We start from the raw sequence: 14,295 nt of genomic DNA, 5'->3' as shown, positions 1-14,295 counted from the left end.
TGGCTCATATGACCAGCACGAGCAAGGACTGATGGGGCCGATTGTGCTGGAGCAATTAGACGTGGGAGCGTTGTCAACGCGGTTCCCAGATTGTTATCAACACTTTGTCAACGAATTGGATTCTGCCAACGGCACCAACCCCGAGAACGACTTTTCAGCAAAGGTGTTATGAGGACCTCATAGGCACATAGACCAGTCCGGTGGTTCAAGTCACCCACCGGGTGGACACCATCGTTCCGGAGATGCAACGCGTGCTGTTTCTGACCCAGGGAACCATCGTGGGCGACGGCAGTCCCCGTGAAAAGCTGCGGCCGACCGCGTTGAGTGAGCTGTTCAAGACCCCGCTCAACGTGGTCGAAGCCAATGGGTTTCGCCAGGTCCTTCCCGGGTAGTCCCAAAAGCAGCACCCTGCTCTGCTAGGGATGAGTGCCAGTACCTGCACCCGCCATGGCAACGGCAGAACAGAAAAAGACCATCACCAAAAAACGCCTCCAGGAGCTGCGCAACCAGTGCCGTGACCACTACAACGTGGTGGCCGATGGTGTCCTTCCCGACGGTGCCGATGTGCGCGTCACCATGGGCAGGCTGCAGGAGCTGATCGAACTGCTGGATGGCAAAGCCAAATGGGATGACGCCGAAGCCTCCTGAATCGTCCCGCACAATGCAGGACGATCAGGATTACCGCGAGCCGTGGGACCAAGCTGGTTCAACGGAAGCGACCTCCAGGCACGGGCCTGCCATGGAGGAGTTTCACTTCCGTGAAGCCGGCGTCCAGCGGTTCAACGACATCTACGACTGGGACGACGACGACCACTGATCAACCGATCAGAGACGCCGGAGCACCCCCTGCCCAGGGGCCAGGAGGAAGGCAAGAATGAACTGTGCGGTCTGCACCAACACGATGCAACCGGCGGTGGAACTGTCGGTCCAGTAGCTGATGAACACCCCCAGAACGCTGGAGAGAATGCTGCTGCTCACCGCCAGAAGCGTCATCCGGTCAAAGCGATCGGTGAGCAGGTAAGCCGTGGCACCGGGGGTCACCAGCATGGCCACCACCAAGATGATGCCTACGGTTTGTAAGCCGGCGACAGCGGCCAGGGAAAGAAGCCCCAGCAGCATGTAGTGCAGGAGTCCGGTGTTGATCCCAATGGATCGGGCATGGGTGGGGTCAAAGCAGAAGAGCATGAGATCCCGGCGGAACAGCAGCAATAACCCCAGAACTAGAGCGGAAATCACAAGGGTCTGGCGCACATCCCCGGCCGAGATGCCCAAGACATTGCCGAACAGGATGTGGGTTAGATCGATGTTGCTGCGGGTCTTCGAAATGAGCACCAGACCCAGGGCGAAGAAACCGGTGAAGACAAGGCCGATGACGGTGTCTTCCTTCACCCGCGACTTTTGCTTAACAAAGCCGATGGCAGCAACAGAACCGACACCGAAGACGAACGCCCCCAGTGAAAAGGGCAGGCCAAGGGCGTAGGCAACCACAACGCCGGGAAGGACGGCATGGGAGACGGCATCGCCCATCAGCGCCCATCCCTTCAGAGTCATGAAGCAGGACAACAGCCCACAAACGCCCCCAACCAGGGCACTGATCATTAGCGCCTTGACCATGAAGGCGTGACTGAGGGGTTCCAGCAAGAGCTCCATCGGATCAGTATGGGCGCGCTGCAGCCGGTTCGATGCCCCGCGCCTCCACCCAGAACGCTCGTCCTGCTTTGCGCCGGCTGCCCACCCGCGCCAGCCGGATCGTTCAGGACGTGGTCAGCTGGGTGCTGCCCTTGCTCTTCCGCAGTCAAGGGCTGGAAATCAGCAGTAGCGATGCGTCAGAGGGTCTGGCAAGAGCCTTTGCAGCACAGCAGTCGGGAGCCTGCAATCTGCTGATTGCGTTCCGCCACCCCAGTACACGCGATCCGCTGGTGCTGGCGGATCTGTTCTGGAACCGTGCACCCAGAGCGGCACGGCAACACCATCTGCAACTGGCACGCCCCATCCAGCTGCGGTTTCTCTACGACCGCGGCATTCCGATCTGGGCTGGCCCGGTGATCGGTTGGCTGCTGCAACGCAGTGGCGGCATCGCGATCCATCGCGGCCGGTTGGACCGCCCGGCCCTCGCCCAGGCGCGTGCGGCTCTCGTTCAGGGGCGCTACCCCCTGGTGGTGGCACCGGAAGGAGCGACGAACAATCTCTCCGGTGAGATGGCTCCCTTGGAACCGGGGGTCGCCCAACTGGCCTTCTGGGCTGCTGAGGATCTGGAGAAAGCAGGCGACTCAAGGCAACTGGAGGTGTTGCCTGTGGGGATTCAGTACAGCTGGAGGAAGCACAACTGGGGGGCCCTCGATGCTCGGTTGAATGCCCTGGAACGCCACCTGGGCATTCCCAACGCCGCCGCCTACCAAGGGAATCCCGAGACAACCCGACGAGAACGGCTGATTCAGATCGGTATGAATCTGCTCAAAGCCCTTGAGCAACTTGAGCGGCTGAAGCCAGATCCAGAAAAGTCTTTCAGCGAACGGATTGGGGCCTATCGCCTGCATGGCCTGGCCAAAGCCGAAGCCCATTTCGCCTTGCGTGCCGTTGGCAATCTGCAGGAGCGTTGCCGACGGATCGAACAAGCCGCATGGGATCGGATCTACAGGGACGGTGTTGATCAGCTCCCTCCCCTGGAGCGAAGTCTGGCGGACTGGGAGGCTCGGGAAGCCGATCTCCAACTCACACGCATGCGACTGGTGGAGCATTTCACCAGCGTGAGTGGTCACTACATCAGCGATCGCTCTGACTTTGACCGCTTTGCTGAAATGTTGCTTCTGGTGGAAGAGGCGATTGGCTGGATCGAAGACAAGCCTTGGAAAGGGCAGCCGAGCCTCGGACCACAGCGCGTGGAACTGCGTCTTGGGCGAGCTTTACCGGTCAGACCAAGACTGAACGGTTACCTCAGGAACCGACGCGAGTCCATGCAGCTGTTCATGCAAGACCTGGAGCAGGCTCTCATCGAGGTCATGCCCGACGCTGCTTAACACTGCTCACCAGCGATTAAAACGCGAGGTCTTCAATCAGAACGCCTCTTCGGGGGAGCTGTTTCCGGTGAGCAGATCCGGCGGCACTCCCCCGAAGGTCAAGGCGAGGTTCTCAGGAGTGAACACCTCCGAGGTTTCCCCATAGGCGAGGACGGTCTTATTGATCAAAACGACCAGGTCGCAAAAATCACGGACGTGGCCCAGGTCATGGGTGGAGATCAAAATCGTGCGGCCTTCATCCCGGAACTGAAGAAACAGCTGAGCCATCAGCTGCTCAGTTCGAACATCAACCCCATTGAACGGCTCGTCCAGCAGCAGCACATCAGCGCGCTGGGCGATCGCACGCGCCAGAAACGTGCGCTTGCGCTGTCCACCCGAAAGGGTGCCGAGAGGACGCTCCGCCAGATCGAGCAGATCGACCCGAGTCAGGGCATCCCGTACGGCCACGCGATCCGAGCTGCGGGGAATCCGCAGCAGATTCATCGAGCCGTAACGGCCCATCATCACCACGTCCCAAACCGACACTGGGAACTGGGCATCCACACCCTCACTCTGGGGGACGTAAGCCACCGATTGATGGCGCTGAGCATCAGCGACACTGCTGCCGTTGATCCGAATCCGGCCACGCGAGGGGCGAACAAACCCAGTCAGGGCTTTGAAGAACGTCGACTTCCCCGCACCATTCATCCCCACCAGACCACAGATGCAACCCGCGGGGAGATGCAGGCTGGCGTCGTACAGGGCAACAGTGCCGTTGTAGTCAACACAGAGCTGGTCGGCCTCGATACGCATCAGCGGTTGCTCTCGGACAGGTCCAGGCCCTTGCGAATTAGACCCACATTGTGCCGTTGCAGGTCCAACAGGGTGGGCGCTGGCCCTTCCGGGGATGAGAGTGAATCCACATAAAAAGTGCCGCCGAATCTGGCACCTGCAGCAGCCGCCACTTCCCGTTGGGCTTTATCACTCACGGTGCTTTCACAAAAGATGGTCGGAACCTGTCGCTCTCGCACGGTGTCGATCAACCGTGCCATGCGTTTTGGGGTGATCTGGCTTTCAGCATTCACCGGCCAGAGATACGCCTCCTCAAGCCCATAGTCAGCGGCCAGATACGTGAAGGCACCTTCGCAACTCACCAGCAAACGTTGCTGTGAAGGAAGCGCAGCAATCGCCTTCCGCAATTCATCATCAAGAGCCTGAAGCTTGGCCTTGTAGGCCGCCGCATTGGCGGCGTAGACCTCTGCACCCGCTGGATCGAGTTGTGTAAAAGCCCGCTGCAGATGATCCACATAAAGCATGGCGCGCTGGGGTGACATCCAGGCATGGGGATTGGGTTTCCCCGCATAGGCATCTTCTGCAATGAGCAGAGGATCCATGCCGTCCGAGAGTGTGATCGTGGGCACATCCCCAGCTGCGGCGGTGAAGCGCCGGGCCCACAACTCCAGACCCAGTCCGTTCTCCACAATCAGATCTGCCTTGCTGGCTCGCTCGATATCACTGGGGGTGGGTTGGTAGCCGTGAATTTCAGCGCCAGGCTTGACGATTGAGGCCACCTGCAACCGATCACCAGACACATTCCGGGCGAGATCGGCCAGCACCGTGAAGGTGGTGAGCACCTGCGGCCGCGAATCGGTTGCGCGCTCCTGGTCTCGGTTGCGGCAGGACACAAGCAGAACGCTCACCATGACCAGCAACACCACCGCCGAACGCTTCAAGTCGAACAGCTTCAACGACGACTGACTTGGCTTGCTCAAGAATCGCATTGGCCGGTCCTAAAGCAACTGATGCAGTGGCCGTAAAACGCTGCAACGAAGCGATGCAATCGCCAAAAGGAACGGTGCCGGCAGGAAACGCGCCAGGATCACAGAACCCACGGTGAACCCTTGCGCAGGCCAGAGCGAGTGGAGGTGATCTTGCAACGCCTCAACGAGCAGTACCCGGAAACACCGATTCCCCTGGATCACAGCGATCCATTCACGCTGCTGATTGCTGTGCTGCTGAGTGCACAGTGCACCGACAAGAAAGTGAATGAGGTCACACCGGCGCTTTTTGCCGCGGGCTCCACCCCAGCAGCCATGGCGGCACTTGAAGAGCAACAGATCCTCGGTTTCATCCGTCAGCTCGGGCTGGCCAAGACCAAGGCCAAAAATGTGCGTCGCCTCGCGCAGATTCTGGACACGGCCTATGACGGCGATGTCCCCCAGAGTTTTGAGGAGCTTGAGGCGCTACCTGGTGTGGGACATAAGACAGCCAGTGTGGTGATGGCCCAAGCCTTTGGCGTTCCTGCTTTCCCCGTCGACACCCACATACACCGGCTGGCCCAGCGATGGGGCTTAAGCGACGGAAGCAACGTTGCGCGTACGGAACAGGATCTCAAACGCCTCTTTCCAAAGCAGCACTGGAATCGCCTGCACCTTCAAATCATCTTCTGGGGCCGTGAGTTCTGCACGGCACGGGGCTGCGACGGAACCGTCTGCTCGATGTGCCGTGAGCTCTATCCGAAACGGCGCCGTCCAGTGATCACCCGCAAGCCATGATCAAGACAGATGCTCTTCGGCGTTGGCCTTGATCACACAATCAGCGGTGGGATAGCTCACACAAAGCAAGGCAAACCCCTGGCCGATCTGGTCATCATCCAGAAAACTCTGATCGGTCTGATCAACCGATCCACTCACCAGGCGTCCGGCGCAGGTTGAACAGGCTCCGGCACGGCAGGAATAGGGCAGATCGACACCGGCTTCTTCAGCCGCATCAAGGATGTAGACGTCATCAGGGCACGAAAAGCTTGTCCCACCCTCGATGCTGATGTTGTAAGAGGCCATGACTCTGAAGGTCCTAAAGGCTTGATAGCTGGATCAGACGATCCGTGCCAAAAAGACAGCGCCGCAGCTCAATTCGAGACGCTCCACGACTTATTGCCTCAACCCAGACACCAGCACTATCTTTATAGTACAAATAAACTAGCCAGGAACAATATCTGCTGAGGGCTCAATCTCTCCCATGCGCCACAGCTCCGCAGCCCAGGAGCCAATCTTTCTATCCGTCAAAGCAGGAATAACCGTGATCTGCGGCAGCACCGACTCCGACGACTGGTGGATGGCCGACGTGATTCACGTCGACGGCGGCGCCAGGGATCCAAGGATTCCGACCTTGTTCCAGGTGACTGATGTGGATTCAGGGGCGATCCGCTGGTTCTGCGCCGACCTGGTCACCCACATCGTTCCCAACAGCTGAGCAAAGCCGAGAGCCCCAACCGGATCGAGCCCGTCACGCGAATTCGCCTAGGGTCTCACACCCGTCTCAGAAGCCTCATGCTGAAAGCCTTGTTCTCACTGGTTTTTGCGGCAGTGATGTGGGTGCAGGTGCCGCAATGGCAACCAGATTGGTCCCAATGCTCTGTCGACACCCCGGACGTGGATTGTCACTGGTACATCACGGCGCCAGACAACACCTTCGGAGAAGGGTTTAGCTGGGAGAACGCGGCTTGGTTCAGCGCCGAAGGCTTGCGGGATGTTGGGGAGCTGGACGGCACGATGACGGCCATCCACAAGAAAGCAACTTCGAAAAGTTAGGCCGCATAGGCCCAGAGCAGGGAGCACAAACACTCATTCACACTCCGTTACAAAACTCCTAACCTCGTCACACAAGCCGCCTGAGCTCCCGTGACTGATTACACGTCCGCCATCGCCGCAGTTGTTGTCGTAACAACAGTCCTCTCGGCAGCTGTCGTTTACGTCCTGGCCCAGCCAACAGACCTACCAGTCATCAAAAAGTCCCAGTCCCGGATCTGAAGATGTCCATTGATGCCCGGTGCAAGGAACAGCAACAAACGGCCGATCGGATGTTTATGGACTTCAAATACACCGCACCTGGCTCGAAAGAGCAGGTGCGCGCTCTAACCACCCTGAGCTTCCTGGTCGGGATGTGGGCTGATTTTCTTTCGGCTGAAGAAAAAAGAATGGCCAGCGCACTGGCCCTGGAAGCAAGCCCATGAATTACGGACGAACCGCTTGAACTGAAGGCTGAGAAAAGAAAGAGAGATTCGGGCACTGGAGCCCGCGATCGTTCAACTTCCCTCAGCGCACCGCGATCACCAACAGCGCTTCACCAACAGTGCTTCACCAAAGTGGTTGTTCTATGCATCGCCGAAGGGGTGAACTCAGGGGGCTCCCCCCACTTTTTGAATGTTTCTTGAGACATTGGAGCACTTGACAACCACTTCCCGGCACGATTAGTACTGACGTACTAGCATAACGGTGATGGGGGAAGGCTGGTTGATCGACAGCGACGGCTATTGGATCTGGCGCTTCCACCGTGATCAGAAGGCATGGATCAACGAGCCAAAGGTGTTCATCGACAGAGGTCGACGGATGCCGGAGGGCCCACCGCTGCTGAAGGAGCGCCGCCACCTTCGGAAGGCAGAGGCAGAACAGCTCTGGGCGTCATTGCAGACCCAGGGATGGAAACGTCTCGCATCGCCGGCCTGGGGCGACGCGTTTGAGCTCTGATTCGATCTCATCAAATCAGAGCGACAACCACACCCCACATGCACCAAAGGGAAGTGCCAGGCCCTCTCCTCCAAAACGCAACAGCCTCGAAGTAGATATCACCTAGATCCACTTGTGGCCAACCTTGAGGGTGTCCATTAGCGATCCCACTACACGCTTCCAGTTGGCATCGTTGCTGTGTGAGGAAAAACGCCTCACGGGGTGGAAACAAGGTCACACTCCCGAGAAGCGTTTCGAAACCCCTGCCTTCGGCGGGGGTTTCTTTTTGGCACGCTGAGCAGTTACCTCAAGCGTTTCGCCACTTCTGATCCCTGACAAAATTTGCGCATGGATCCGACCTCGCCGGAAAAGGAAATCAACCGCATCGAGAGGGAACTTGATGCGACCAACCCTCCAGGAGGACATCCCCCTGCGAAACCGGGCAAAAGAAGTGGTGGCCCACCTGGGAAGCCGGGTAGTAATTCACTGGATGCAGTTCTGGTCACCGCTCTGTTGCTGTTCGTCGTCTCAGCAGCATTGGTGCTTGCGGGCCGAATCAGCCCGAAAGAAAGAATGCAACTAACGGCTGGTTCCATTGGTGCAGCCGTTGGCCTGTTGACTGGATATGGCATCGGCCGACTCAGGCCTTAAAGCGATAAGGGCAACAGGGTGGATAGGGTTCGCGGGCTCTAAGCCACACCCCAGATGAAGCGCTCCCCGAACCTTGCTTTTATCGGTGGCACCATCGTTATCGCCGTGATGGTCATGGCGGCTTTTGCCAACGTCGCCAATGCTGACGGTTGCTCAAGAGACAAGTCTGCAGAGCCCACGCGAGGGCAGATTCACAAATAAGGCCTCCTGAAGCTGGAACCCCTGCCTATGGCGGGGGTTTCTTTTTGCCAGCAGGTCTTGACAGCCGCCAAGGAGACACCAATAATTTCTGTAGCAACAGCTACAAACGTTCACCCCGCTCCTGTGGGGCGCAGACACTCCAAGCCACGGAACGGGGACTTGGATTTCTTCGAGGAACATCCATGACTGCACTTCTCTATCGAGGTCACACCTACGCAGGAGCGGCATCTGCTCCCAAGGCCTGCGTGGAACTCACCTACCGCCGCGAGCACTACAACACTTGCCGGCAGGAAATCGTCCACGACAACCACCCCACTCTCACCTACCGAGGCGTTTCTTACACCAAGTAGTTCGAAATCTCTGAGACCTTGCCCCTGCCTTTGGCAGGGGTTTCTTTTTGCAATTTTGGATGGCCGACGGTGATGCACCACCGGAGCGATTCGACCACAAAAATAGATTGATCAGCCGACCCGCGTCTTCCTAGACACAACCATATTTCTTAAGAGAGGAACGGACTTGACCCCAGATAAAACTGAGGTCAAATCACAGAACTCGTCGGACATCGCTCTACCCGACTTTCAGGCCCGCTTCGCGACCTGACTCCGCGATGATGGGGCGAAAGTTCCGAATCTGTAGTGCCGTGGCGAGCACTATTCAGACATCAACAAATTCCCTGCGACTTCTATAGTTTCTGGTATGGAAAGTGAAGTCACACGTTCGGAGAGCTGAAGAGACCGGAAGCAAAACCGACTTCTAACAAACGCCACTGTGTGGAATCAAAGAAACGATCCCGAAGCCACTCCGCATATTTGCGGTGTTTGAACATTGCATGGCTTGTATGTGCTGAACGAGGTTCTCAGCATGTATTGCATCGAACGCCAAGACAATGACTGTCAATGGAGGCGTGAAATTTGCTTTAAGACTGAGTTCAAGGCTTTTGTCAACGCTCGCACCAAGTCAATGGCAACATTGGGCACATATCGCGTGGTCCATGCGAGTTGGGCCAATCAGGTGGTCGCCGAAGTGAATGGAATGGATTTGGTCAAAAAGAAAGAAAACCCAGAGTGACCACTCTGCAAATCTCCCCCTTAAGCCAAAACCACTTAATGCTCCACGGCGATGGGGTTTGGTCAGATTCGAGTGAATCTTTTGCTTCTGCTCAGAGATGCAGGGTGCCGGCCCATCAGGAACAGTGAAATTGCACTTCAGGCCCGAACCATCCTCCCTAAACACCGGGGCTGCGCAGAGCATGAGATGAACAGAGAGGGGGCCGCCGCCCTTCACCTGCATCAGGCAACTTCCAAAAAGAAGTTGATTGCAATTGACCCTGCAGATCAGGTGCTCTCTCAGGTTGATGGGTGAAGGACGATCATTCAATTCTCTCCAGAACATCCTCCAAACCCTTATTCATACCTTGAATAATGACGTCGGCACGGCGCTTCAAGGGATAGATGAAGCGCCGCTCAGCCGGGAGCATCTCCAGCAGCATCTGGCGAATCACATAAATCACTGGCCGATGGCGAACGCGTACATCACGCCAAAGCCGCCAGATCAGCCTCTGCACAACTGGGGTCTCGACGTACACAACAAGCGAAATCGGCACAGACTCCAGAAGCAGTTGCGGTCCGTAGGAGCCTTCAACAAGAATCAGGTCGTAGGGCTGGTTCAACGGCCTGGAGCCAACCTTGCGGGCGCGCATGTCATAACTGCGCAAGGAATCAAGCTGTCGATAGCGAACAGCGCTCACCTGCAGTCGAAGCTGATCAGCATCGATGGCATCAACCGTGTCGAACCCATAGCGAGAGACGGGGGACCAGCCACTGCGGTAGTAGTCATCGCAGGCGATCAGAAGTGGATGACGCCCCTTAGATCGCAGCTGCTCCGCCAGATGTTCAGCAAAGGTTGTCTTACCAGCCGCGGATGGACCGCAAATGCAAAACAGGGGAACTGCTCCGGACAAACGAAGTCCAAATCCATCCCCATGCTGGCAACGAATCCAATGAAGCAACAGCAAGAACGGTAGCCGTTGTTACAGAATGGGCCTATAGTGAATTCACGTTGAGCCTCTTCGGCAGGCCGCAGTCAGATTCACGCCAGGCAACGGGGGCGTGGACACCGGGCAAGAGAGAGATGAACACACTTCAACTGATCAAGGCACGGACTGTGCGCAATCAGGCCATCGAGACGGCCAGAACACAGATGGCTAGGGCCTTTCGCCATCAGGGCCATATCGACCGGGTGCACACGCCAGTGGGAGTCAAAGCCAAGGTGCTGCGCTATCGCGGCGTGACCTACCAACCGATCGATCCACAGCAACACCCAAGCGGTGGGCGCGAACTGCGCTACCGCGGCGTCAGCTACGACGTGTACTGATGCCAACTTTCCACCCATGATTGAAGCGGGGGAGATCCCCCGCTTTTTTCATGGCGGTTCTGGGTGACGAAAAACCATTGGCGCTATGTGCTGATCTCCGCTGCGGCAGTGGCCTTCAGCACAGCGGCTGGCCTGGAACCACCCCTGCGGCACCTGATCATCTTTGCGAGAGCCGGAACAAGCTTCAGCGCGAAACAGCTGTGTAGTGGCGTGTTGATGGCTGGGATGGATCCAGATCGGATGCTCAGCGAAGACCTGGCTGCCAGCAAGGGGCTGATTCAAACCAAGATCGACCAGGCCGGTGGACGCGTTGAAGCCAGTGCCCTGTTCGGATTGGTTCGCGCTGAAGCGGTTCAAAACGATGGACATGGCTGCAGCCAACGGATCAACGGCAGGCCCATCCCCCAACCACCAAGCCAAGCAGCTCCTGTTTCAAAGGATCCCACCGCAACCAGTGAGCCGTGGCCTCTCGTTGCCACGGCCAGTCCCGAGCCACCGGCGATCGACAGCAAGGCGCTGAGCAAGGCTCTGAATCGCGCATTTCGCGAAGACGATCCACTCACTCCAAAACGAACGCGAGCTGTGGTGGTGGTGCAGAACGGATGGGTGATCGCTGAGCGCTACGCCAGCGGGATCCCTCCCGAGATGCCGCTGATCGGCTGGTCGATGAGCAAAAGCATCACCCATGCCCTGATCGGACTGGCCATCCGAGAGGGACATCTGGATCTCAAACGCCCACCGACCGTGCCCGAGTGGAGCGACCCGCAGGACCCTCGACAAGACATCACCCTGGATCAGCTGCTGAGAATGAACAGCGGGCTGGTCTTCGAGGAATCGACGGGAGCGCTGAACTCGGATCTGGTGCGGATGCTGACCCAGGAAGCAGACATGGCACAGTTCGCCGCCAGCAAGCGGCTAGCAAAGACACCCGGCAGAAAGTGGAGGTATTCATCCGGAACAACAAACATTCTCAGCCGGATCCTGAGACACGCCATCGACGACGATCAGCGTTATTGGAGCTTTCCCTCAAAACAGTTGTTCCGCCCCCTCGGCATGACGACGGCGGTTCTCGAAACCGACAACAGTGGAACCTTGGTTGGCTCGTCACTGGTCTGGGCCAGCGCACGAGATTGGGCGCGGTTTGGACAGCTCTACTTGGATGACGGGAACTGGAACGGTGAGCAGCTCTTACCCCAGAACTGGGTCAGGCACGCCCGAACAGCAACACGAGGATCCAAGAAGGGGTACGGAGCGCACTGGTGGCTCAGTCGGCGCAAATCTCGACATGATCTTCCCAATGACAGCTTTTCAGCGGAGGGCTATCAGGGACAGCTGCTCTTGATAGCCCCATCTCAGCAAGCTGTCGTCGTGCGCCTAGGTCAAACCCCTAAAAAGCCAGGATTTGATGCCAATGACTTTGGAGCTGACGTTCTCTCAGCCCTTCGCTGAGTGCAAACGCCAATGCTCAGTCCTGATCGCCGCCCTTGGGTACGAAAGCTTGTGATGCTGCGACGAGGAGACCGGTGATCAGCAAGGCCGGAAGGATGACAGTGGGACCGCCTTGAGCCGTCTGAGAGGCGAACAACAGCATGGTCTGGCAACAAAAACCAAAGAGCACACTGGCAGAACAGGAGACAAAGAGCGACTCCTGCAAACGTTTGTCGCAGAGACCTTCGTTCAACACATCACAACGGGGAAGAGAAACAGCTCTCCCTGGACGGCATCGCAGCAGCGAACAGAACTGGAGGACCTTGCACGAGGTTGCGACATCCCTGACGCCGCTGTCGGGAACGCCTTGCGCGGACGGATCAAGGAGTGACGCATCCACTCATCAGCGCGAAATGTGGCGTAGGGGGAACTCGCAGACATGAGCAACAGAGCAGTACATCTGTTTTAGTGCGCATGTACTATTGCGTCAACCCTGGGGCTCTCCGCAACAATCACGGCTCCATCCGTTCCTCAGGGACATGACGCAAGAGGATGCCTCCCTCGACAACCGTCTGAGCCGCATCGAAGCGCGGCTTTCCAAAATCGAGGAGGTCCTGTTCAGCACCAGGGCAGACAAAGAACGGGAGACCATCGCCACCTTTCTTGCAGACGCTGATTCCATTACCGATCAGCGACAGAAGCAGTGTTACGACGAATGGATCCACTACCTGAACAACAACCCAGAGGCTGTCGAGGCTCACCTCAGCGTCCATGAAACGGCAGCCCTGAAAGCCTCCATCAACGCCCATGCGCCGAGCGATTCGTAGGGTTATACACAGCTTTTCCACAAGGACTCTGCAAACAATCCCGACCAGACCAATGGTTTCGGGAATCGGCGTGGAAAACAACTCGCAGTGCCTTGCGAGCACAGACAGAATCCTCTGATCAGGTCTTGAGAATGCTGTGCTGGCAGTCCATTTGCCAGGTTTGCATTGTCAGAAATCCTGGAACCCCATCGATGCGAAGCCAACCGCTCTGTGCTGTGAACCAAGAGCAGAATCCTCAGCAGATCCAACGAGACGGTGATCAGACGCAACAATCACCTATCAAATTGTGGAAAAACCAACACTTTTGTTGTGACGACTGCAGACGGCCAGGACACGTGCATTTCCGCGTCACCACGTCTCTCCAGACGAGCTGGATCTTTGTGTGCGAAACCTGCTGGCCGAAATTTCGAAAACAGGCTGGTTACCGCTATGGAGGAACACGCAAGTCGAACCGGCGCAAACGTCGAAGGGACTAACTGAGTTCACGCTCAGACCGGCTCGCACTGATGGTGAATCACCGTGCCGCGACGTTCAAAGAATTCCGGCTCAGAAGCGTCAACCACACGCCACCACCAACGGCCATCGGTGTAACTGGGGGCTCCAGCATTGTTGGTGCGCGGAAGCTGCAAAACAAGATCCCCCCAGCGCACCAGAACACCATCCCCAGGGAGGGTTCCCGCAGCGGAATTGGGAATGCCATCCGCCAAACCGGTGACATCAACGGCTCCCCGGGTGATCTCGACGCTGAGGCGATCCCCGTCACACATCCAATCCGCCCACGACGGCTGAGGGGAAACCAACAACCAACAGGCCAGAAGCATCGCCAGACCAAGGCCCTTCGCGACAGAATTCAGCAATGCTGTTAACCCTCATCTACGACGGCGGATGCCCATTCTGTCGGCAATTCGCCTTACGCAGTGAACTCAAGGCTGGCATTCCAAACCTGCGAATTATTGACGGGCGCGCTGATCACAGCATCCGCCATGAGCTCAACGCCCTAGGGCTGCCTCTCAGGGACGGCGCCGTTCTGATCGAAGGTGAGCATCGTTGGCATGGAAGTGAAGCCATTGCGGAACTCAGCCGTCGCATGAAGCCCAGTGATCCTTTGCTGAGGTTGCTGTCAACGCTGTTCTGCGATGGGCAACGCTCAGCACTGGCCTACCCGGCCCTTTTGGCCGCCCGGCGCATCGCTCTGGCGACACGCGGGCTGAGCGCTGACCCGGATCAAGGGCTCCATAACTGAAGGAATGGGTCAAAAAACGGGTATCGCCATAGACACCGCTGAACTACCGTCAAAGGACCGGCTAAAGGTTT

General features: G+C 57.5%; 25 protein-coding genes. 17 read left to right on the top strand and 8 right to left on the bottom strand.

From position 1 onward, the window contains the following. Nucleotides 1-200: 200 nt before the first annotated feature. Genes DXY29_RS00430 through DXY29_RS12915 form a run of 3 tightly spaced genes read left to right on the top strand, consistent with a single transcriptional unit; the run spans nt 201 to nt 817 of the window. Entirely contained in the window at nt 201-392 is a 192-nt protein-coding gene (locus DXY29_RS00430; RefSeq protein ID WP_244279255.1) for a hypothetical protein, read from the top strand. Between the two features lie 55 nt (nt 393-447). Further along, nucleotides 448-648 (top strand): hypothetical protein, encoded by a 201-nt coding sequence (locus DXY29_RS00425; RefSeq protein WP_115021918.1) that lies wholly within the window; start codon nt 448-450, stop codon nt 646-648. Nucleotides 649-661: 13 nt separating this feature from the next. Continuing rightward, nucleotides 662-817 carry a hypothetical protein gene (locus tag DXY29_RS12915; protein ID WP_170952065.1) on the top strand — a complete coding sequence of 52 codons (156 nt, stop codon included), beginning with the start codon at nt 662-664 and terminating at the stop codon, nt 815-817. 8 nt (nt 818-825) lie between these two features. On the opposite strand, the gene DXY29_RS00420 is transcribed toward DXY29_RS12915, so the two are convergent. Continuing rightward, the gene (locus DXY29_RS00420; RefSeq protein WP_115021916.1) at nt 826-1,650 is read right to left on the bottom strand and encodes a metal ABC transporter permease; all 825 of its coding nucleotides are present in this window, start codon (nt 1,648-1,650) and stop codon (nt 826-828) included. 32 nt (nt 1,651-1,682) lie between these two features. On the opposite strand from DXY29_RS00420, the gene DXY29_RS00415 reads away from it, so the two are divergent. Then, a complete protein-coding gene (locus tag DXY29_RS00415) occupies nt 1,683-3,017 on the top strand; it encodes a 1-acyl-sn-glycerol-3-phosphate acyltransferase (protein ID WP_115021914.1) in 1,335 nt (444 codons plus the stop codon). 36 nt (nt 3,018-3,053) lie between these two features. On the opposite strand, the gene DXY29_RS00410 is transcribed toward DXY29_RS00415, so the two are convergent. Together DXY29_RS00410 and DXY29_RS00405 are read right to left on the bottom strand one after the other, a co-directional pair. Beyond that, complete coding sequence (locus DXY29_RS00410) at nt 3,054-3,809, bottom strand: metal ABC transporter ATP-binding protein (protein WP_115021912.1); 756 nt, start codon at nt 3,807-3,809, stop codon at nt 3,054-3,056. After that, complete coding sequence (locus DXY29_RS00405; RefSeq protein WP_226398595.1) at nt 3,809-4,699, bottom strand: metal ABC transporter substrate-binding protein; 891 nt, start codon at nt 4,697-4,699, stop codon at nt 3,809-3,811. Before DXY29_RS00405 ends, DXY29_RS00410 begins: the two co-directional genes overlap by 1 nt. 198 nt (nt 4,700-4,897) lie before the next feature. On the opposite strand from DXY29_RS00405, the gene nth reads away from it, so the two are divergent. Further along, nucleotides 4,898-5,551: an endonuclease III gene (gene nth / locus DXY29_RS00400; RefSeq protein WP_115021908.1), complete on the top strand. Its 654-nt coding sequence runs from the start codon at nt 4,898-4,900 to the stop codon at nt 5,549-5,551. On the opposite strand, the gene DXY29_RS00395 is transcribed toward nth, so the two are convergent. Then, nucleotides 5,552-5,836 carry a 2Fe-2S iron-sulfur cluster-binding protein gene (locus DXY29_RS00395; protein WP_115021907.1) on the bottom strand — a complete coding sequence of 95 codons (285 nt, stop codon included), beginning with the start codon at nt 5,834-5,836 and terminating at the stop codon, nt 5,552-5,554. A gap of 178 nt (nt 5,837-6,014) precedes the next feature. Here DXY29_RS00395 and DXY29_RS00390 point away from each other — a divergent pair, with 178 nt between their 5' ends. The 8 genes from DXY29_RS00390 to DXY29_RS00360 all read left to right on the top strand — a co-directional run bounded on the left by DXY29_RS00390 (nt 6,015) and on the right by DXY29_RS00360 (nt 9,421). Then, nucleotides 6,015-6,248, top strand: coding sequence for a DUF3104 domain-containing protein (locus DXY29_RS00390; RefSeq protein ID WP_115021905.1), 234 nt, complete (start codon nt 6,015-6,017; stop codon nt 6,246-6,248). A 77-nt stretch (nt 6,249-6,325) separates the two neighbouring features. Then, nucleotides 6,326-6,586: a hypothetical protein gene (locus DXY29_RS00385; protein ID WP_115021903.1), complete on the top strand. Its 261-nt coding sequence runs from the start codon at nt 6,326-6,328 to the stop codon at nt 6,584-6,586. 90 nt (nt 6,587-6,676) lie between these two features. Continuing rightward, the gene (locus DXY29_RS13790) at nt 6,677-6,805 is read left to right on the top strand and encodes a hypothetical protein (protein WP_256377590.1); all 129 of its coding nucleotides are present in this window, start codon (nt 6,677-6,679) and stop codon (nt 6,803-6,805) included. A gap of 2 nt (nt 6,806-6,807) precedes the next feature. Next, nucleotides 6,808-7,008, top strand: a complete 201-nt coding sequence (locus DXY29_RS00380) for a hypothetical protein (protein WP_115021901.1) — start codon at nt 6,808-6,810, stop codon at nt 7,006-7,008. 265 nt (nt 7,009-7,273) lie between these two features. Next, on the top strand, nt 7,274-7,522 hold the full coding sequence (locus DXY29_RS00375) for a DUF1651 domain-containing protein (protein ID WP_115021900.1): 249 nt from the start codon (nt 7,274-7,276) through the stop codon (nt 7,520-7,522). Between the two features lie 327 nt (nt 7,523-7,849). Beyond that, nucleotides 7,850-8,152: a hypothetical protein gene (locus tag DXY29_RS00370; RefSeq protein ID WP_115021898.1), complete on the top strand. Its 303-nt coding sequence runs from the start codon at nt 7,850-7,852 to the stop codon at nt 8,150-8,152. A gap of 383 nt (nt 8,153-8,535) precedes the next feature. Beyond that, nucleotides 8,536-8,703: a DUF4278 domain-containing protein gene (locus tag DXY29_RS00365; protein ID WP_115022107.1), complete on the top strand. Its 168-nt coding sequence runs from the start codon at nt 8,536-8,538 to the stop codon at nt 8,701-8,703. A gap of 490 nt (nt 8,704-9,193) precedes the next feature. Continuing rightward, the gene (locus DXY29_RS00360; protein WP_244279264.1) at nt 9,194-9,421 is read left to right on the top strand and encodes a hypothetical protein; all 228 of its coding nucleotides are present in this window, start codon (nt 9,194-9,196) and stop codon (nt 9,419-9,421) included. A gap of 301 nt (nt 9,422-9,722) precedes the next feature. On the opposite strand, the gene DXY29_RS00350 is transcribed toward DXY29_RS00360, so the two are convergent. Continuing rightward, on the bottom strand, nt 9,723-10,367 hold the full coding sequence (locus tag DXY29_RS00350) for a uridine kinase (RefSeq protein ID WP_244279254.1): 645 nt from the start codon (nt 10,365-10,367) through the stop codon (nt 9,723-9,725). 116 nt (nt 10,368-10,483) lie between these two features. Here DXY29_RS00350 and DXY29_RS00345 point away from each other — a divergent pair, with 116 nt between their 5' ends. Next, nucleotides 10,484-10,726, top strand: coding sequence for a hypothetical protein (locus DXY29_RS00345; RefSeq protein ID WP_170951180.1), 243 nt, complete (start codon nt 10,484-10,486; stop codon nt 10,724-10,726). A gap of 63 nt (nt 10,727-10,789) precedes the next feature. Then, the gene (locus tag DXY29_RS00340; protein WP_244279253.1) at nt 10,790-12,175 is read left to right on the top strand and encodes a serine hydrolase; all 1,386 of its coding nucleotides are present in this window, start codon (nt 10,790-10,792) and stop codon (nt 12,173-12,175) included. 16 nt (nt 12,176-12,191) lie between these two features. Here DXY29_RS00340 and DXY29_RS00335 read toward each other — a convergent pair whose 3' ends face one another. Both DXY29_RS00335 and DXY29_RS12910 read right to left on the bottom strand, forming a co-directional pair. Beyond that, a complete protein-coding gene (locus DXY29_RS00335; protein WP_136987689.1) occupies nt 12,192-12,407 on the bottom strand; it encodes a hypothetical protein in 216 nt (71 codons plus the stop codon). Then, nucleotides 12,404-12,595: a hypothetical protein gene (locus DXY29_RS12910; RefSeq protein ID WP_136987688.1), complete on the bottom strand. Its 192-nt coding sequence runs from the start codon at nt 12,593-12,595 to the stop codon at nt 12,404-12,406. Before DXY29_RS12910 ends, DXY29_RS00335 begins: the two co-directional genes overlap by 4 nt. A gap of 98 nt (nt 12,596-12,693) precedes the next feature. Here DXY29_RS12910 and DXY29_RS00330 point away from each other — a divergent pair, with 98 nt between their 5' ends. Further along, on the top strand, nt 12,694-12,981 hold the full coding sequence (locus tag DXY29_RS00330) for a hypothetical protein (RefSeq protein ID WP_115021890.1): 288 nt from the start codon (nt 12,694-12,696) through the stop codon (nt 12,979-12,981). 488 nt (nt 12,982-13,469) lie between these two features. Here the strand turns inward: DXY29_RS00330 and DXY29_RS00320 are convergent, their stop codons facing one another. Beyond that, nucleotides 13,470-13,838: a hypothetical protein gene (locus DXY29_RS00320; protein WP_226398545.1), complete on the bottom strand. Its 369-nt coding sequence runs from the start codon at nt 13,836-13,838 to the stop codon at nt 13,470-13,472. On the opposite strand from DXY29_RS00320, the gene DXY29_RS00315 reads away from it, so the two are divergent. Beyond that, entirely contained in the window at nt 13,838-14,224 is a 387-nt protein-coding gene (locus DXY29_RS00315; RefSeq protein WP_115021887.1) for a DCC1-like thiol-disulfide oxidoreductase family protein, read from the top strand. The two genes, DXY29_RS00320 and DXY29_RS00315, sit on opposite strands and share 1 nt — an antisense overlap. Nucleotides 14,225-14,295 lie beyond the last annotated feature (71 nt).

Origin of the sequence: Synechococcus sp. UW69, assembly GCF_900474185.1 — a bacterium.
Taxonomy (GTDB): Bacteria; Cyanobacteriota; Cyanobacteriia; order PCC-6307; family Cyanobiaceae; genus Parasynechococcus.
The sequence above is the reverse complement of the archived record's forward strand: the minus strand, read 5'-3'. Positions and strand labels throughout refer to the sequence as shown.